At 70.9% G+C, this 14,485-nt stretch carries 15 protein-coding genes; 8 read left to right on the plus strand and 7 right to left on the minus strand.

What is annotated here, in order from left to right; translation table 11 throughout:
• Nucleotides 1–4 precede the first annotated feature (4 nt).
• Nucleotides 5–1,441, plus strand: a complete 1,437-nt coding sequence (locus IF17_RS0102180; protein ID WP_030561565.1) for an aldehyde dehydrogenase family protein — start codon at nucleotides 5–7, stop codon at nucleotides 1,439–1,441.
• On the plus strand, nucleotides 1,434–2,351 hold the full coding sequence (locus IF17_RS0102185; RefSeq protein ID WP_030561567.1) for an aldehyde dehydrogenase family protein: 918 nt from the start codon (nucleotides 1,434–1,436) through the stop codon (nucleotides 2,349–2,351). Before IF17_RS0102180 ends, IF17_RS0102185 begins: the two co-directional genes overlap by 8 nt.
• A 70-nt stretch (nucleotides 2,352–2,421) precedes the next feature.
• On the opposite strand, the gene IF17_RS0102190 is transcribed toward IF17_RS0102185, so the two are convergent.
• Nucleotides 2,422–2,844 (minus strand): hypothetical protein, encoded by a 423-nt coding sequence (locus tag IF17_RS0102190; RefSeq protein WP_030561569.1) that lies wholly within the window; start codon nucleotides 2,842–2,844, stop codon nucleotides 2,422–2,424.
• Between the two features lie 60 nt (nucleotides 2,845–2,904).
• Here IF17_RS0102190 and IF17_RS0102195 point away from each other — a divergent pair, with 60 nt between their 5' ends.
• Nucleotides 2,905–3,615, plus strand: a complete 711-nt coding sequence (locus tag IF17_RS0102195; RefSeq protein ID WP_026241177.1) for a nucleoside/nucleotide kinase family protein — start codon at nucleotides 2,905–2,907, stop codon at nucleotides 3,613–3,615.
• Nucleotides 3,616–3,624: 9 nt separating this feature from the next.
• Here IF17_RS0102195 and IF17_RS0102200 read toward each other — a convergent pair whose 3' ends face one another.
• The 4 genes from IF17_RS0102200 to IF17_RS01000000136095 all read right to left on the minus strand — a co-directional run bounded on the left by IF17_RS0102200 (nucleotide 3,625) and on the right by IF17_RS01000000136095 (nucleotide 8,689).
• A complete protein-coding gene (locus IF17_RS0102200) occupies nucleotides 3,625–4,644 on the minus strand; it encodes a hypothetical protein (RefSeq protein ID WP_030561571.1) in 1,020 nt (339 codons plus the stop codon).
• Between the two features lie 64 nt (nucleotides 4,645–4,708).
• Entirely contained in the window at nucleotides 4,709–6,976 is a 2,268-nt protein-coding gene (locus IF17_RS0102205) for a hypothetical protein (RefSeq protein ID WP_030561573.1), read from the minus strand.
• Nucleotides 6,977–7,058: 82 nt separating this feature from the next.
• Nucleotides 7,059–7,574, minus strand: coding sequence for a hypothetical protein (locus tag IF17_RS0102210; RefSeq protein WP_373036583.1), 516 nt, complete (start codon nucleotides 7,572–7,574; stop codon nucleotides 7,059–7,061).
• Nucleotides 7,575–7,894: 320 nt separating this feature from the next.
• Nucleotides 7,895–8,689, minus strand: coding sequence for a SigE family RNA polymerase sigma factor (locus tag IF17_RS01000000136095; protein ID WP_030561577.1), 795 nt, complete (start codon nucleotides 8,687–8,689; stop codon nucleotides 7,895–7,897).
• Between the two features lie 213 nt (nucleotides 8,690–8,902).
• Here IF17_RS01000000136095 and afsQ1 point away from each other — a divergent pair, with 213 nt between their 5' ends.
• The 5 genes from afsQ1 to IF17_RS0102240 all read left to right on the plus strand — a co-directional run bounded on the left by afsQ1 (nucleotide 8,903) and on the right by IF17_RS0102240 (nucleotide 12,775).
• Nucleotides 8,903–9,580: a two-component system response regulator AfsQ1 gene (afsQ1, locus tag IF17_RS0102220; protein WP_078533099.1), complete on the plus strand. Its 678-nt coding sequence runs from the start codon at nucleotides 8,903–8,905 to the stop codon at nucleotides 9,578–9,580.
• Nucleotides 9,577–11,127, plus strand: a complete 1,551-nt coding sequence (locus IF17_RS0102225) for a sensor histidine kinase (RefSeq protein WP_030561579.1) — start codon at nucleotides 9,577–9,579, stop codon at nucleotides 11,125–11,127. The genes afsQ1 and IF17_RS0102225 overlap by 4 nt, the downstream gene beginning before the upstream one ends.
• Entirely contained in the window at nucleotides 11,124–11,786 is a 663-nt protein-coding gene (locus IF17_RS0102230) for a hypothetical protein (RefSeq protein WP_030561581.1), read from the plus strand. The genes IF17_RS0102225 and IF17_RS0102230 overlap by 4 nt, the downstream gene beginning before the upstream one ends.
• Before the next feature lie 78 nt (nucleotides 11,787–11,864).
• A complete protein-coding gene (locus tag IF17_RS0102235) occupies nucleotides 11,865–12,437 on the plus strand; it encodes a VanZ family protein (RefSeq protein ID WP_030561584.1) in 573 nt (190 codons plus the stop codon).
• 131 nt (nucleotides 12,438–12,568) lie between these two features.
• Entirely contained in the window at nucleotides 12,569–12,775 is a 207-nt protein-coding gene (locus IF17_RS0102240) for a PspC domain-containing protein (RefSeq protein ID WP_018510427.1), read from the plus strand.
• 87 nt (nucleotides 12,776–12,862) lie between these two features.
• Here the strand turns inward: IF17_RS0102240 and IF17_RS0102245 are convergent, their stop codons facing one another.
• Complete coding sequence (locus tag IF17_RS0102245) at nucleotides 12,863–13,165, minus strand: hypothetical protein (protein ID WP_030561586.1); 303 nt, start codon at nucleotides 13,163–13,165, stop codon at nucleotides 12,863–12,865.
• 134 nt (nucleotides 13,166–13,299) lie between these two features.
• The gene (locus IF17_RS0102250) at nucleotides 13,300–14,454 is read right to left on the minus strand and encodes an adenosine deaminase (protein ID WP_030561588.1); all 1,155 of its coding nucleotides are present in this window, start codon (nucleotides 14,452–14,454) and stop codon (nucleotides 13,300–13,302) included.
• Nucleotides 14,455–14,485: the final 31 nt, after the last annotated feature.

Genomic DNA, 14,485 nt, shown 5'->3' on the forward strand with positions numbered 1-14,485 from the left:
AGCCATGGCATCCGCATTCGAGTACGCACCGGCGCCGGAGTCCCGTTCCGTCGTCGACATCGCCCCTTCGTACGGGCTGTTCATCGACGGTGAGTTCACCGAAGCCGCCGACGGCAAGGTCTTCAAGACCGTCTCGCCGAGCACCGAGGAGGTGCTCTCCGAGGTCGCGCAGGCGGGCGCGGCGGACGTGGACCGGGCCGTGAAGGCGGCACGGAAGGCGTTCGAGAAGTGGTCGGCGCTGCCCGGCTCCGAGCGCGCGAAGTACCTGTTCCGGATCGCGCGGATCATCCAGGAGCGCAGCCGTGAGCTGGCCGTCCTGGAGACGCTCGACAACGGCAAGCCGATCAAGGAGACCCGCGACGCGGACCTCCCGCTGGTCGCCGCGCACTTCTTCTACTACGCGGGCTGGGCCGACAAGCTGGACCACGCGGGGTACGGGGCGAACCCCCGGCCGCTGGGTGTGGCGGGCCAGGTCATTCCGTGGAACTTCCCGCTGCTGATGCTCGCGTGGAAGATCGCCCCGGCGCTCGCCACGGGCAACACGGTGGTGCTGAAGCCCGCCGAGACGACTCCGCTCTCCGCGCTGTTCTTCGCGGACATCTGCCGCCAGGCCGGGCTGCCCAAGGGTGTCGTGAACATCCTGACCGGTTACGGGGACGCGGGCGAGGCCCTCGTCACGCACTCCGACGTCAACAAGGTCGCCTTCACCGGCTCGACCGCCGTCGGCAAGGCCATCGCGCGCTCGGTCGCGGGCACGGACAAGAAGGTCACGCTGGAGCTGGGCGGCAAGGGCGCCAACATCGTCTTCGACGACGCCCCGATCGACCAGGCCGTCGAGGGCATCGTGACCGGCATCTTCTTCAACCAGGGCCAGGTCTGCTGCGCGGGCTCCCGCCTGCTCGTCCAGGAGTCGGTCCAGGACGAGGTGCTGGACGCGCTCAAGCGCCGGCTCTCGACGCTGCGCCTCGGCGACCCGCTGGACAAGAACACCGACATCGGCGCGATCAACTCCGCCGAACAGCTCGCCCGGATCACCACCCTGGTGGAGACCGGCGAGGCGGAGGGCGCGGAGCGCTGGAGTGCCCCCTGCGAACTGCCGTCGTCGGGGTACTGGTTCGCGCCGACCCTCTTCACCAACGTCACCCAGGCCCACACGGTCGCCCGTGACGAGATCTTCGGCCCGGTCCTCTCCGTGCTCTCGTTCCGCACCCCGGACGAGGCGGTCGCCAAGGCCAACAACAGCCAGTACGGCCTCTCAGCCGGCATCTGGACGGAGAAGGGCTCCCGCATCCTCGCGGTGGCCAACAAGCTCCGCGCGGGCGTCGTCTGGGCCAACACGTTCAACAAGTTCGACCCGACGTCGCCGTTCGGCGGCTACAAGGAGTCGGGCTACGGCCGCGAGGGCGGCCGCCACGGCCTGGAGGCGTACCTCGATGTCTGAGCAGAACCGACTTGGCGTCTTCAAGACCTACAAGCTGTACGTCGGGGGCAAGTTCCCCCGCTCCGAGAGCGGCCGGGTGTACGAGGTGACCGACTCCAAGGGTGCGTGGCTCGCCAACGTGCCGCAATCCTCCCGTAAGGACGCGCGCGACGCGGTCGTGGCCGCGCGGAAGGCGTTCGGCGGCTGGTCGGGCGCGACCGCGTACAACCGCGGCCAGGTCCTCTACCGCGTCGCGGAGATGCTGGAGGGCCGCAAGGAGCAGTTCGCCCGCGAGGTGGCGGCCTCCGAGGGGCTGTCGAAGTCCAAGGCGGCGGCCGTCGTCGACGCGGCGATCGACCGCTGGGTCTGGTACGCGGGCTGGACCGACAAGATCGGGCAGATCTCCGGCGGGGCGAACCCGGTCGCGGGCCCGTTCTTCAACCTCTCCACCCCGGAGCCGACCGGTGTGGTCGCGGTCCTCGCGCCGCAGAAGTCGTCACTCCTCGGCCTGGTCTCGGTGATCGCCCCGGTCATCGCCACCGGCAACACGGCGGTCGTCATCGCCTCGGCCGACGCCCCGCTGCCCGCGCTCTCGCTGGGCGAGGTGCTGGCCACCTCCGACGTCCCCGGCGGCGTGGTCAACATCCTGTCCGGCGCCACGGCGGAGCTGGCGGCCCCGCTCGCCGCCCACCAGGACGTCAACGCGATCGACCTCACCGGCGCCGGCGCGGAACTGGCCAAGGAGCTGGAGATCGCGGCGGCTGACAACCTGAAGCGGGTCCTGCGCCCGCTCCCCGCCGAGGCGGACGGCCCGGACCCGTCCACCGACTGGCTGGCCGCGCCCGGCACGCACCGGCTGACGGCCTTCCTGGAGACCAAGACGGTCTGGCACCCGACGGGTGCGCTGGGGGCCTCGGGCTCGTCGTACTGACGCTCTTCCCGTCGTACGCGGAAGGGGCCGCCCCACGACCGGGGCGGCCCCTTCCGGCGTGCGGGAAGCGTCAACCGGTGATCAGCTGGGTCACCTGCCCCACCACCGGCAGGTCGGCGATCGCGCCGCCGCTGGTGAGGGGGTCGGTGAGGATCGCCGTCGACACCGGCTGGAAGTCGGCGACCTGGGTGCCCACCGCGTTGTCCAGCGGGTCCACCCCGGTCTTGGCCAGCGGGTGCAGCTGGAGGTTGGTGATGGGGCGGATGCTGTTGGTCAGCGAGGTCCCGAGCGCGCTGGTCACCGCGGGCCCGGCGCTCTCCGTGACGGCCTGGACGGCCGCGGTGCCCTGTTCGGGGATCTCCGCGACCGGGGGCAGCGTGGGGGCCGCCTGGGCGGCGCCCGCACCGGCCCCCAGGGCCGCTCCCAGCGCGGTCACGGTCAGACCGGCGCGCAGCAGGGCGCGGCGTTCGGGCTTGCGTGCGTGAAGTGCCATGTTTCCACCTGATCGACCTGGTCGGGTAATCGTCCGTACGCGCAGAGTAGTTGAGGTGTGATGCTGGATACCAACAGGAGGCCCGGGTGGTCCCCTGCGCGGGTCAATGCCTCACACTTCTGTTCTGTGAGTTCCCGTTCCCAACCGATCCCGACCCGCGTCGTGCTGCTCGCGGGCCCCTCCGGCTCCGGCAAGTCCGTCCTGGCCGCCCGCACCGGCCTCCCGGTGCTGCGCCTGGACGACTTCTACAAGGAGCACGACGACCCGACGCTGCCCCGGGTCCCCGGCTCCACGGACATCGACTGGGACTCCGCCGCGTCCTGGGACGCGGACGCGGCGGTGGCGGCCATCGCCGAGCTGTGCCGGTCGGGCCGTACGGACGTTCCGGTGTACGACATCGCCACCAGCTCCCGTACGGACCACGAGACCTTCCACATCGAGCGCTCGCCGCTCTTCGTGGCCGAGGGCATCTTCGCGGCGGACATCGTGGGCCGCTGCCAGGAGCTGGGCCTGCTGGCGGACGCGCTGTGCCTGCGCGGCCGCCCGTCCACCACGTTCCGCCGCCGCCTGGTCCGGGACCTGCGCGAGGGCCGCAAGTCGGTGCCGTTCCTGCTGCGGCGCGGCTGGCGCCTGATGCGGGCCGAGCGGCGCATCGTGGCCCGCCAGACGGCGCTGGGGGCCTACCCGTGCGGCAAGGAGGAGGCGCTGGGGCGGTTCGCCGCCGCCGCGGCGGGGCGGTGCCGCCGGGCGACGGTGGGGGCGCCGGAGTAGGGCCCTTCGTCAGCCGGTGGCGGCGGGGGCGGCGCAGCCGAAGGTCTTGGCGGCGGCCTTGGTGAAGGGGACGAAGTACGCGTCCCGCTTCGGCAGGTCCGCGTGGCGCTTGCTCGCCTCCAGGTACTGCTGCCCCGACTCCGCCGCCAGGTAGAGAGGGCCGCCGTCGGCGCAGGGCAGGATGAATCCGGCGCCCTTGTCGACGATTTCGGCTTCCCGGCCGTCCGGCGCCGTGCCCTCGGCCGTGCCCGGGAACTTCCGCAGGGCGGCGATGAGCAGCGGGTCCCGGGTGGCGGTGTACTTCATGAAGCCGTCATCACGGACGAAGCCACTCGTCTCACCGTCCAGGGTCAGCTTGCAGAACCACAGGTCGCTGGGGGCCTTCTGGCCCTCTTCGAGCACCTTCGTCCCGGCCGGAACCTGGCCCGCCACGGTCAGACCGTCCAGGCCGCACACCTGTCCTTCGGAGACCGGGCGCGCGGCATCGGAGCGGGGAGGCACGAGCGTTCCGGGCTTCTCAGGGAGGTCACCGCATTCGGTCCGGGCCGCGATGGTCCGTGCGGTGTCGGTGGCCAGGGCGGCGAAGGCGGTGCGATCCGCAGCCGGTTCGTTGATGCTGAACTCTGCGACCACCGGCCGGTCGGTCCAGCACTTCTCGGGCAGCATGACCCACGCCTTGTACGCATCGACCCCGCCGGTCACCTCACCGGTGAAGTACGAGGCGCCCGGCGGGTAGGGCTCCCCGTCGAACGTCAGCGGGTCGTAGCCCCGTACCCCCCAGAGCCGGACGCTGAGCCCGCTCTCGCCGGAACCGAGGACGACGGACGACTTCTCGACCCTGCACGTCGTATCCGTCAGGTCGTCGCCGTCCAGACCGTCCCCTTCGGCGTCCAGACGCCCGGACCCCGGAAGCACCGCGTCCACCTGCTCCGCCGAGACCAGGTCCCCACAGAGCCGGTCCGCCGTCAGCACATTCGTGTTGCGCCAGGCGTGCAACAGCCCCGCGATCACCACGACGACGGCGGCCACGACCGCCCAGACCTTCCACGCCGGACGCGAACGGCCTGCCGCTCCTGCTGCTGTGCTCACGTGCTCACTTCCTGGTTCGCAGGGCCGAATAGGCCTCTTCGCGGCCGGTGATGTAGCTCTGTCCCGCCTCCTGGACGGCGTTCCGGACGGCGTTGCTCTCCTTGTCGGCCCCACGGGTGTCAGCCCAGTCCTGAATGAGGCCGTTCGTGCTGGTGATGCCCCACGCCGTTTTCTCGCTGACCTGGCCCTTCGCCACCAGCTCCGCCTCATCCGCAGCGCCCTTGGACCACTCGTAGGTGGCGGCGTCCACGGCCCGCTGCGCGATGTCGCCGGCCTGAGGAATCATGTTGGCCACCGCTCCGAGACCGTGGTAGCCATAACGCGCCTGGTCGTTGATCTTCCCGATCTCGGCGTCACGAACGTCGAGGATCATGTCCGTGGCAATGGCGTTCATGCCGCCGAAGGCCTGTCCCACATCACGTGACCTGACATCCCAGCCGGTCACATTCTGGGTCAAGCTGCTCTGGGGAACGCGGTCGCCCGTGTCCAGGTACTCCACCGCGTACTGGCGCTGCGCCTCGTATAGCGCATCGAAGACCCGGATGGGGTTCCCGTCCGCGTCCTCACCGGCCACACCGTCCGACACGCCACGCATCACCCGCAGCAGGCTGGCCTTGCTGTTGGTGATGGAGGCACTGTCGCCCGATCCTTCGACGTCGTCCAGGCCGCTCGGGCTGCCCGGCGCGTACCCGCCGAGGATGGCGTGCGTGTCCGCCGTGTAGTCGTTCAGCACCCGGCCCAGCGGCAGCTTGAGGGCCTCGGGAACGGTGTCGCCCTTGGTGCCCTGATCCAGCGCGGCGATGATCCCCTGCATGACCCGGGCCTGCCCCTCGCTGTGGGGTCCGGGCTTGCCCAGCGGAGTGCCCGGCTCCTCCCCCGTCGCCCCGGCCTCCAGCGCGAGCCCCAGGCCGTGGCGGCTGAGCGGGTCGTCGTTGGTGATGAGCGTGGATCCGGCCACGATGTGCTGCTGCGGCCACTCCCGCGCGTCGTCCCCGTTGCCCACCAGGTAGTCCAGGTGCGCCTGGCCGTTGTCCAGCTCCGGGTCGAAGAAGGCAGTGGCGGCGTCGGGGTTCTTGCTCATCACGCCGAGCAGGCTGTCGAGCGCGTCGGCCCGGCCCTCGCGGTGGTTACCGCCCCACTGCTCGAAGATGGCCCGGTTGTCCTTCTCGGCGGCGATCATGTCGTGGCCGAGCTGGTTGAGGAACTGGTCGTCGAACGGCTGGTCGGCGCGGGTCATCATCTCGACGAACGGGCGGTAGCCGTACATCGGGTTGGTCTTCGAGTCGAAGTTCTTGGCCCCGGCCTCCTTGAGGCCTTCGGTGAACTTCTTGTAGAACGCGCCGTCAGCGCTGTTCAGCCAGGACTCGTACTTCGCCGAGCCGGGCCCCGCGTCCGCCATCGAACCCGGGACCTGGGTGGCCGTCGCGACCGTGTTCGCCAGTCCGCCCAGGAGCTTGGTGTACTGGCCTGCGGAGGAGCCGCCGTCCCGCTCCCGGTCGGACATGACATCGCTCAGCTTGACCAGGCCCTCAGGGCCGAGCTTGTTCAGCAGGCCCTGGGCGAAGACCTTGTCGCCGGCCTGGTCCCGCATCGCCCGGTCCAGCTCGGCGAGGTCGGCGTCGGAGACCTTCTTGCCGTCGCGCAGGCGCTCGGCTATCTCCTCGGAGTTGCGCAGCTCGTACGCCTCGACGTCCCCGAGGGCCTGGCCGTTGAAGCCGTCCCTGGTGCCGTCCGTGGCGTCGGTGTCCTTCACCACCGCCTTCAGCGCGATCTGGACACCGGCGTCGGCGTCCGACGTCTGCGCGACCAGCCGGTCGATCGCCCGCTGCCACGAGCCGACCGCGTCGCGTACGGACTTCTGGTAGTCCGGGTCGTGGCGGTAGACGGTCCGGGAACTTTCGCTCAGGCTCGACATGTCGAAGGTGACCCTGCCGGCGTCGGAGATCAGCATGTCGGCCTTGAGAGCGTCGGCCTTCACCGTCTGGAGCTTGCTCTTGAACTCGGTGAACTGGGTGTGCGCGTCCCGCAGCAGCGAGGCGATCGCCTTGGCCTGGGTCTGGGCCGCCCGGTACTCGTTGAGCATGACGCGGAACTGCGCGTTGGCGGCGTCCGCGCTCTGGCCGATCCAGGTCCGCTCCAGCGTGATGCCCTGGACCTCCTTCTCGTACGCCTTCTCCTGCTTGCCGAACTCGCCTGCCATGCCGGTCCACTTGTCCGCGGCCGTGGTGAGAACGGAGAGGTCCGTCGTCATGATCTCGTGATAGGTGGGCATGCCCTTGTCCCCGTCGTCCGGTGTCGCTGTCGTCCGGAATGCCTGATGAACGCGCCGAGTCGGCTTTTCCGCTCCGTGACCGTCAGTAGTTCTCGAACGGCGAGGTCCGGCCGAACCCCAGCCCGCTCTGCACGTCGGCCCCGAAGAGGTTCCGGCGGGCGCCGTTCAGGCTGTTGATGTCCGCGTCGAGCCGGCCCAGCATGGACCGCACCTGCCCGCCCCACGTCTGGTGCGCGTCCTTCAGCGCACGGGAGGTGACCCACCCGTCGCCGTCCTTGGCGCCGAGCGCCTTGACGGCGGCCGAGGTCTCCTCGTCCGTGTGCTCGCCGGCGCTCTTGGTCTGGGGCTTGATGTGCGTACGGATGGCCTCGGCCGCTGCCTTCTTGCGCGCCGGGTCGGTGGCCAGCGAGGGCGCGAACGGCGGCGCGTATCCGGGGGCGTAAGGGACCTGGGTCGAGGCGTCGGGGCCCTGCCCCGGCGCGAAGGGGCCGTACACGGGAGGCGGGGAAGGATCCGCGGGGGCCTCGTTGAGCTGCATGGAGGCCGACCCGCCGTCCTCCGCGCCCGCCGCTGTCCGTTCGCCTGCCTGACTGCTCACTTGGCCCCCATGAGTTTCCTCGAACGCCCACACTTGACGTGATCCGCTCAGACTAACAAGCACTTTTCCGCCATGCCCGTACGGGAACGAGCCGGGCCCTCAGGGCCGGCCGGCCGTTGCCGGCACGGCGAACGGGGCCGTACAGGACCCCCCGGCCCGTACGACCCCGCTGCGTTTCCCCCGTGGCCGGCGCCTCCCCCGAAGCGACGGACCGTTTCCCCCGTGTTCCCCTCGGGCCCCCCTCGGCCCCGTTTTCACTGCTCCCCCGTAGCCCCTGCCTCCCCCGAAGCAGTGGCCGTTCCCCCGTTTCCCCCGCTGCCTCAGGCCACCAGCTCGCCGAAGGACTCCTGCTCGTCACGTCCGAAGCTGAGGACCTCGTCCTCGCGCAGCCGGCGGAGGGACCGCCAGATGCTCGACTTCACCGTGCCGACACTGATGTCGAGGATCGACGCGATCTCCGGGTCGGTGCGGCCCTCGTAGTACCGCAGGACCAGCATCGTGCGCTGGAGTTCGGGCAGCCGGGCGAGCGCCTGCCAGAGCACCGCCCGCAGCTCCGTGCCGCGCATCGCGTCCGTGTCGCCCACCGTCTCCGGGAGCTCCTCGGTCGGGTATTCGTTCAGCTTGCGCCGGCGCCAGGCGCTGATGTGCAGGTTGGTCATGGTGCGGCGCAGATAGCCGCCGACCGCCGCCTTGTCGCTGATCCTGTCCCACGCCCGGTACGTCGAGAAGAGGGCGCTCTGCAGCAGGTCCTCGGCCTCGAACCGGTCGCCGGTCAGGTGGTAGGCGGTTGCGTACAGGGAGGCCCGCCGCTCCTGGACGTAGGCCGTGAACGCCGCTTCGGCGGCCTCGGTCTCCGTCCGGGTGCGGTCCCCCGTGACCTCCCCGTACGCGCTTCCCCCGTTTTCCCCCGTGCTCTCCCCCGTGGGGGCGTCGACCACCGTCATGTACGGCTTGCGCGCCTGCTCCGCAGCCGACGGCGACGGCAGGTGCTGACGCCCTGCGCCCCGGACACACCCCCGCATGCTCGTCGTGGCGCCGGACTTCTCCGCGGACCGGCCGACGTCGTGGAGACGCGTCACCACTGCGCTTGAGCTGGTGCTGTGCAGTGCGTTCATCTTGCGCCCCCTTAATCGGTGGAGATCGGTGGAGATCGGTGAAGTCCGTTCGTTCCCTGCGTTTTCCTGCTGACCAAGAGCTTGCCGGGGCAGTTTCATGGCGCTGTCCCCCGACTGTCACAGGCCTGTCACAGGGGCAGTTGCGGCCGTGCCCGGACATCGGACCGGGCCACAGGTCGAACTGAAGCGCCACCATGGGCCAGAATGACGCTCGTGCCTTTCCTGCTGCTGATCGAGGACGACGACGCCATCCGCACGGCCCTCGAACTCTCGTTGTCACGCCAGGGCCACCGTGTGGCCACCGCGGCGACGGGAGAGGACGGCCTGGAGCTGCTGCGTGAGCAGCGCCCCGACCTGGTCGTGCTGGATGTGATGCTGCCCGGTATCGACGGTTTCGAGGTGTGCCGGCGCATCCGGCGCACCGACCAGCTGCCGATCATTCTGCTGACCGCGCGCAGCGACGACATCGACGTCGTGGTGGGACTGGAGTCCGGCGCGGACGACTATGTGGTCAAACCCGTCCAGGGCCGGGTGCTGGACGCCCGGATCCGAGCGGTGCTGCGCCGCGGTGAGCGCGAGTCGACCGACTCGGCGACCTTCGGCAACGTGGTCATCGACCGCTCCGCCATGACCGTCACCAAGGGCGGTGAGGATCTGCAGCTCACGCCGACCGAGCTGCGGCTCCTGCTGGAGCTGAGCCGCCGGCCCGGCCAGGCCCTCTCCCGCCAGCAGCTGCTGCGCCTGGTGTGGGAGCACGACTACCTGGGCGACTCACGCCTGGTGGACGCCTGTGTCCAGCGGCTGCGCGCCAAGGTGGAGGACGTACCGTCCTCGCCGACCCTGATCCGTACGGTGCGGGGCGTGGGCTACCGGCTGGACTCGCCTCAGTGACGGAGAGAGCCAAGCGGTCCCTGCGGGCGGGGCTGCGCTGGACCAGTCTGCGGCTGCGGCTCGTCGTGGTGTTCGCGCTGGTGGCGCTGACGGCCGCGGTCTCCGCCTCGGGGATCGCGTACTGGCTCAACCGCGAGGCCGTGCTGACCCGTACGCAGGACAGCGCGCTCGACGACTTCCGGCGGCAGATGCAGGAGACGGCGGCGGCGCTGCCGGTGCGGCCCACCTACAACGACCTCCAGCGGGCCGCCGAGCAGATGGCCTCCGGCGGTCCCGGCTACAACGTGCTGCTGGTGGACGAGCGCGAGCGCGGCAAGCCGATCACCGGCTTCTCCGACCTGGACGACTTCACCCTGGACTACGTGCCGGACTCGTTGCAGAAGCAGGTGGCCCGCAAGCAGCCGCTGAACTCGGACAACGAGCACGAGTACCACCTGTTCTGGCAGCGTACGAGCATCGCGGGCACCCCGTACCTGGTCGCCGGTACGCGGATCATCGGCGGCGGGCCGACCGGGTACATGCTCAAGTCCCTGGACCAGGAGCGGCAGGACCTCAACTCGCTGGCCTGGTCGCTGGGGATCGCCACCACGCTGGCGCTGATCGGTTCGGCGCTGCTGGCGCAGGCGGCCGCGACGACGGTGCTGCGGCCCGTGCAGCGGCTCGGTGACGCGGCCCGCAAGCTGGGCGAGGGCAAGCTCGACACCCGGCTCACGGTCTCCGGTACGGACGAACTCGCCGACCTCTCCCGTACGTTCAACCGGACCGCGAGCTCGCTGGAGAAGAAGGTCGCGGACATGAGCGCGCGGGAGGAGTCCAGCCGGCGGTTCGTCGCCGACATGTCGCACGAGCTCCGCACCCCGCTGACCGCGATCACGGCGGTGGCCGAGGTGCTGGAGGACGAGGCGGACAGCCTCGACCCGATGATCGCGCCCGCCGTGCACCTCGTGGTGAGCGAGACCCGGCGGCTGAACGACCTGGTGGAGAACCTGATGGAGGTGACCCGCTTCGACGCGGGCACCGCGCGCCTGGTCCTGGACGACGTGGACGTGGCCGACCAGGTCACCGCGTGCATCGACGCGCGGGCCTGGCTGGACGCGGTGGACCTGGACGCGGAGCGCGGCATGATGGTCCGCCTCGACCCGCGCCGCCTGGACGTGATCCTGGCCAACCTGATCGGCAACGCCCTCAAGCACGGGGGGTCGCCGGTGGGGGTCCGGGTGCGGACCGAGGGCGAGGAGCTGGTCATCGAGGTACGGGACCACGGTCCGGGCATCCCCGAGGAGGTGCTGCCGCACGTCTTCGACCGGTTCTACAAGGCCAGCGCCTCCCGGCCGCGTTCGGAGGGCAGCGGGCTCGGGCTCTCCATCGCCATGGAGAACGCGCACATCCACGGCGGTGACATCACGGCCGCCAACTCTCCCGACGGCGGGGCGGTCTTCGTCCTGCGGCTGCCGCGTGACGCCTCGGAGCTGACCGGCGGCGGGGCGGACGGCGCCGGCGGGCGGGGCGACGACGACGACGACAGTGAGGACGGTGGGGCGTCATGACCGGTGCGTTCCGGCCTGAGCCGCGTGCCTCACGTGCCGCACGTGCCCGGCGTGCCCCGCGGCGGCGCGCCGCCGTCGCCGTGCTGGCCGCCGCCCTGGCGGCCGTCACGCTGGCCTCGGGGTGCGGGATCCGGACGACGTCCGTGCCCGTGGACGCCGGGGCCGCGCCGTCCCGGGTGCCGTGCAAGCTGCCATCGGCGGATGTCACGACCCGGTCCCCGGACAGCGTGGCGGCACCGGTGTACCTGGTGTGCGCCTCGCAGCTGGTGACCGTGGACCGGCCGGTGCCGGCGGACGCGTCCGGGTCCGGTGCGCTGGGGGCCGCCCGTGCCCTGCTGGACCAGGTGCGGCAGGCGCCGCCCGAGAGCGAGCGCCGGGCCGGGTTCTCCACGGCGGTCCCGGCGGAGCTGCGGGTGGAGCCCTCCCGCGCCGGCGACCCGGCGGGCACCCTGCGGCTGAGCAGCCAGCCCGAGGACCTGTCGGAGGAGGCGCTGGCCCAGCTGGTGTGCACGTACGCGGAGAACGAGGCGCTGGTGACGAAGGGCTCGGTGGTCCTGGGCGGCCCCGGGGAGTACCCGCCGCGCGGCTATCTGTGCACCTCGCAGACGAAGGCGCGGCCGCAGGACGGGACCACGCCGGACGTCCTCGATCCGGACTGAGGACCCGCACGGAGCTGAGGGGCCGCAGCAGGCCCCCGGCGAAGTCACGGAACCGATCTGGCCGGTCGTGGCGTCTTGGTGGACGTGCGTCAAGGTTCGGACGGTCAGACCGTCATCCACTTCCGCGCGGCGGGGGTCACTCTCCTCCTCGCGCATCTGCTGCTCGTCGGGTGGCTGACGCTGCGCCCGCTGGACGTGCCCTGGATCACGGCCGCCAACTTCGAGCCGCTCGCCTCGATCAGGGCCGACCTCGCGCTCGGCCCGGTCGAGGCCGCCCGCCGGATCGGCGGGGCGCTGCTCCTGCTGGCGCCGCTCGGGGTGCTGCTGCCGATGGCCGGGGGCCGGATCTTCGTCTCGCCCTGGGTGTCGCTGCTGCGGACGGTGGCGGCCGGGGCGCTGATCTCGCTCGCCATCGAGCTGGGCCAGACCGGGGTGCCGGGCCAGGTGGTCGACATCGACTCGGTGCTGCTGAACACCGCCGGCGTGGTCCTGGCCCATCTGCTGGTCGTCCCGGTGTGCCGGGCGCGGCTGCGCCGCCGGGGAGTGCCGGGCGTACGGGACCTGCCCCGGTACCGGCAGGAGACCCGTCTCAGGGACGAGGCCCCTGGGGGTTCGACCCCGACGATTACCAGGGTCGGCATCGCCCCGTAGAGCGATGCTTTGTCCCCCTTCGCGGGCGCACCATGGATACATCGGGAGCAGCACAGACCGGCTCCCGGCTTCCCGGTGGAGCAGGCCACGACCGGTCCGCTCCCGCCGCTACGTTCGCGAAGGAGCCCACCATGGCCGCACTGGTCCGCCCCACTGAAGGCCGCATGATCGGCGGTGTGTGCGCGGGGCTGGCACGGCGCTTCGGCACCTCGGCCTCCACGATGCGCGTCATCTTCGTCGTCTCGTGTCTGCTGCCCGGCCCGCAGTTCCTGATCTATCTGGCCCTGTGGGCGCTGCTGCCCTCGGAGAAGTCCTCCTCGTCCGCGACGGCCTGGTGACGGGGCCGGCCGAGGCGGCCGCGTACACGCAGGTGGGGCGCACACCCTGGTCAGGGTGTGCGCCCCACTGCTGTGTCCGGGTGCGGGTCAGCCGCCGAGCGGGATGCCGTTGGCGGTGAGGCCCTGGGTGGGCAGTCCGCCGAGCAGGCCGGTGACCGGGGCGGCGGCGTCGGTGGCGTCGCCGCCGAGGACCTTGCCGACGGTCTCCTGGACCGGCGCGTTCTGGGCCGCCGTGGCGACGCTCTCCAGCGCCATGGTGGAGACGGGGAGCGCACCGGCCACGGTGTCGAGCGGCAGCGAGGGGGCGGCGGAGGCGCTCCCGGCGGCGGCAGCGGCGAAAGCGGCGCCGAGAGCGGCGACACCGAGAGTCTTGGCAGCGGTCTTCTTCATGAAGAATTCATCCTTGGGGAAGGGGATGTGAGCGGCTCTGCACGGTAGTCATCCCGCCACCCCGTCCGCAAACACCCCGACACGCGAAAAACGGCCGGGAATTCGCTTCCCGGCCGTCTTCCCCATCCCGAACGTCAGCTCGCGGCAGCGGCAGAACCGCTGGTCACAGCGGTCTGACGGAAAAGCCACTCGGACTTCAGCTCGGCATAACCGGGCTTGACGACCTCGTTGATCATCGCCAGACGTTCGTCGAAAGGAATGAAAGCTGATTTCATCGCATTGACGGTGAACCACTGCATGTCGTCGAGCGTGTATCCGAATGCCTCGGTCAGCAGCTCGAATTCCCGGCTCATGCTCGTCCCGCTCATGAGGCGGTTGTCCGTGTTCACGGTGACGCGGAAATGCAGCTTCCGCAGCAGCCCGATCGGGTGCTCGGCGTACGAGGTGGCGGCGCCGGTCTGGAGGTTGGACGTCGGGCACATCTCCAGCGGGATGCGCTTGTCGCGTACGTAGGAGGCGAGGCGGCCGAGAGCGACCGAGCCGTCCTCCGCGACCTCGATGTCGTCGATGATCCGCACCCCGTGGCCGAGCCGGTCGGCGCCGCACCACTGGAGGGCCTGCCAGATCGACGGCAGGCCGAAGGCCTCGCCCGCGTGGATCGTGAAGTGATTGTTCTCCCGCTTGAGGTACTCGAACGCGTCGAGGTGGCGGGTGGGAGGGAAGCCGGCCTCGGCGCCCGCGATGTCGAAGCCGACGACGCCCTGGTCGCGGTAGCTGTTGGCGAGCTCGGCGATCTCCAGCGCGCGGGCCGCGTGCCGCATCGCGGTGAGCAGGGCGCCGACGCGGATGCGGTGGCCGTTGGCGCGGGCGATGCGCTCGCCCTCGCGGAAGCCCGCGTTGACCGCCTCGACGACCTCTTCGAGGGTCAGGCCGCCTTCCAGGTGCTGCTCGGGGGCGTACCGGATCTCCGCGTAGACGACGCCGTCCTCGGCGAGGTCCTCGGCGCACTCCGCGGCCACCCGGAAGAGCGCGTCACGGGTCTGCATGACGGCGCAGGTGTGGGCGAAGGTCTCCAGATACCGGGGAAGCGAACCGGAGTCGGCGGCCTCGCGGAACCAGACGCCGAGCTTGTCGGCCTCGGTCTCGGGGAGGGAGTCGTAACCCTGCGCGCGGGCCAGCTCGATGATCGTGCCCGGGCGCAGGCCGCCGTCGAGGTGGTCGTGGAGCAGCACCTTGGGGGCGCGCCGGATCTGGTCGGAATCAGGGACATTCGGGGTCTGGCTCGTCATCTGGGCACTCTAGCGCCTACGCGCGTAGAGC

Source organism: Streptomyces cyaneofuscatus, assembly GCF_000718135.1.
Taxonomy (GTDB): domain Bacteria; phylum Actinomycetota; class Actinomycetes; order Streptomycetales; family Streptomycetaceae; genus Streptomyces; species Streptomyces cyaneofuscatus.

Bases quoted from the DNA above. Each gene is read 5' to 3' on its own strand.
- IF17_RS0102180 (WP_030561565.1), top strand. From the start codon at position 5: ATGGCATCCGCATTCGAGTACGCACCGGCGCCGGAGTCCCGTTCCGTC.
- IF17_RS0102185 (WP_030561567.1), top strand. From the start codon at position 1,434: ATGTCTGAGCAGAACCGACTTGGCGTCTTCAAGACCTACAAGCTGTAC.
- IF17_RS0102190 (WP_030561569.1), bottom strand. From the start codon at position 2,844: ATGGCACTTCACGCACGCAAGCCCGAACGCCGCGCCCTGCTGCGCGCC.
- IF17_RS0102195 (WP_026241177.1), top strand. From the start codon at position 2,905: ATGCTGGATACCAACAGGAGGCCCGGGTGGTCCCCTGCGCGGGTCAAT.
- IF17_RS0102205 (WP_030561573.1), bottom strand. From the start codon at position 6,976: ATGCCCACCTATCACGAGATCATGACGACGGACCTCTCCGTTCTCACC.
- IF17_RS01000000136095 (WP_030561577.1), bottom strand. From the start codon at position 8,689: ATGAACGCACTGCACAGCACCAGCTCAAGCGCAGTGGTGACGCGTCTC.
- IF17_RS0102230 (WP_030561581.1), top strand. From the start codon at position 11,124: ATGACCGGTGCGTTCCGGCCTGAGCCGCGTGCCTCACGTGCCGCACGT.
- IF17_RS0102240 (WP_018510427.1), top strand. From the start codon at position 12,569: ATGGCCGCACTGGTCCGCCCCACTGAAGGCCGCATGATCGGCGGTGTG.
- IF17_RS0102245 (WP_030561586.1), bottom strand. From the start codon at position 13,165: ATGAAGAAGACCGCTGCCAAGACTCTCGGTGTCGCCGCTCTCGGCGCC.
- IF17_RS0102250 (WP_030561588.1), bottom strand. From the start codon at position 14,454: ATGACGAGCCAGACCCCGAATGTCCCTGATTCCGACCAGATCCGGCGC.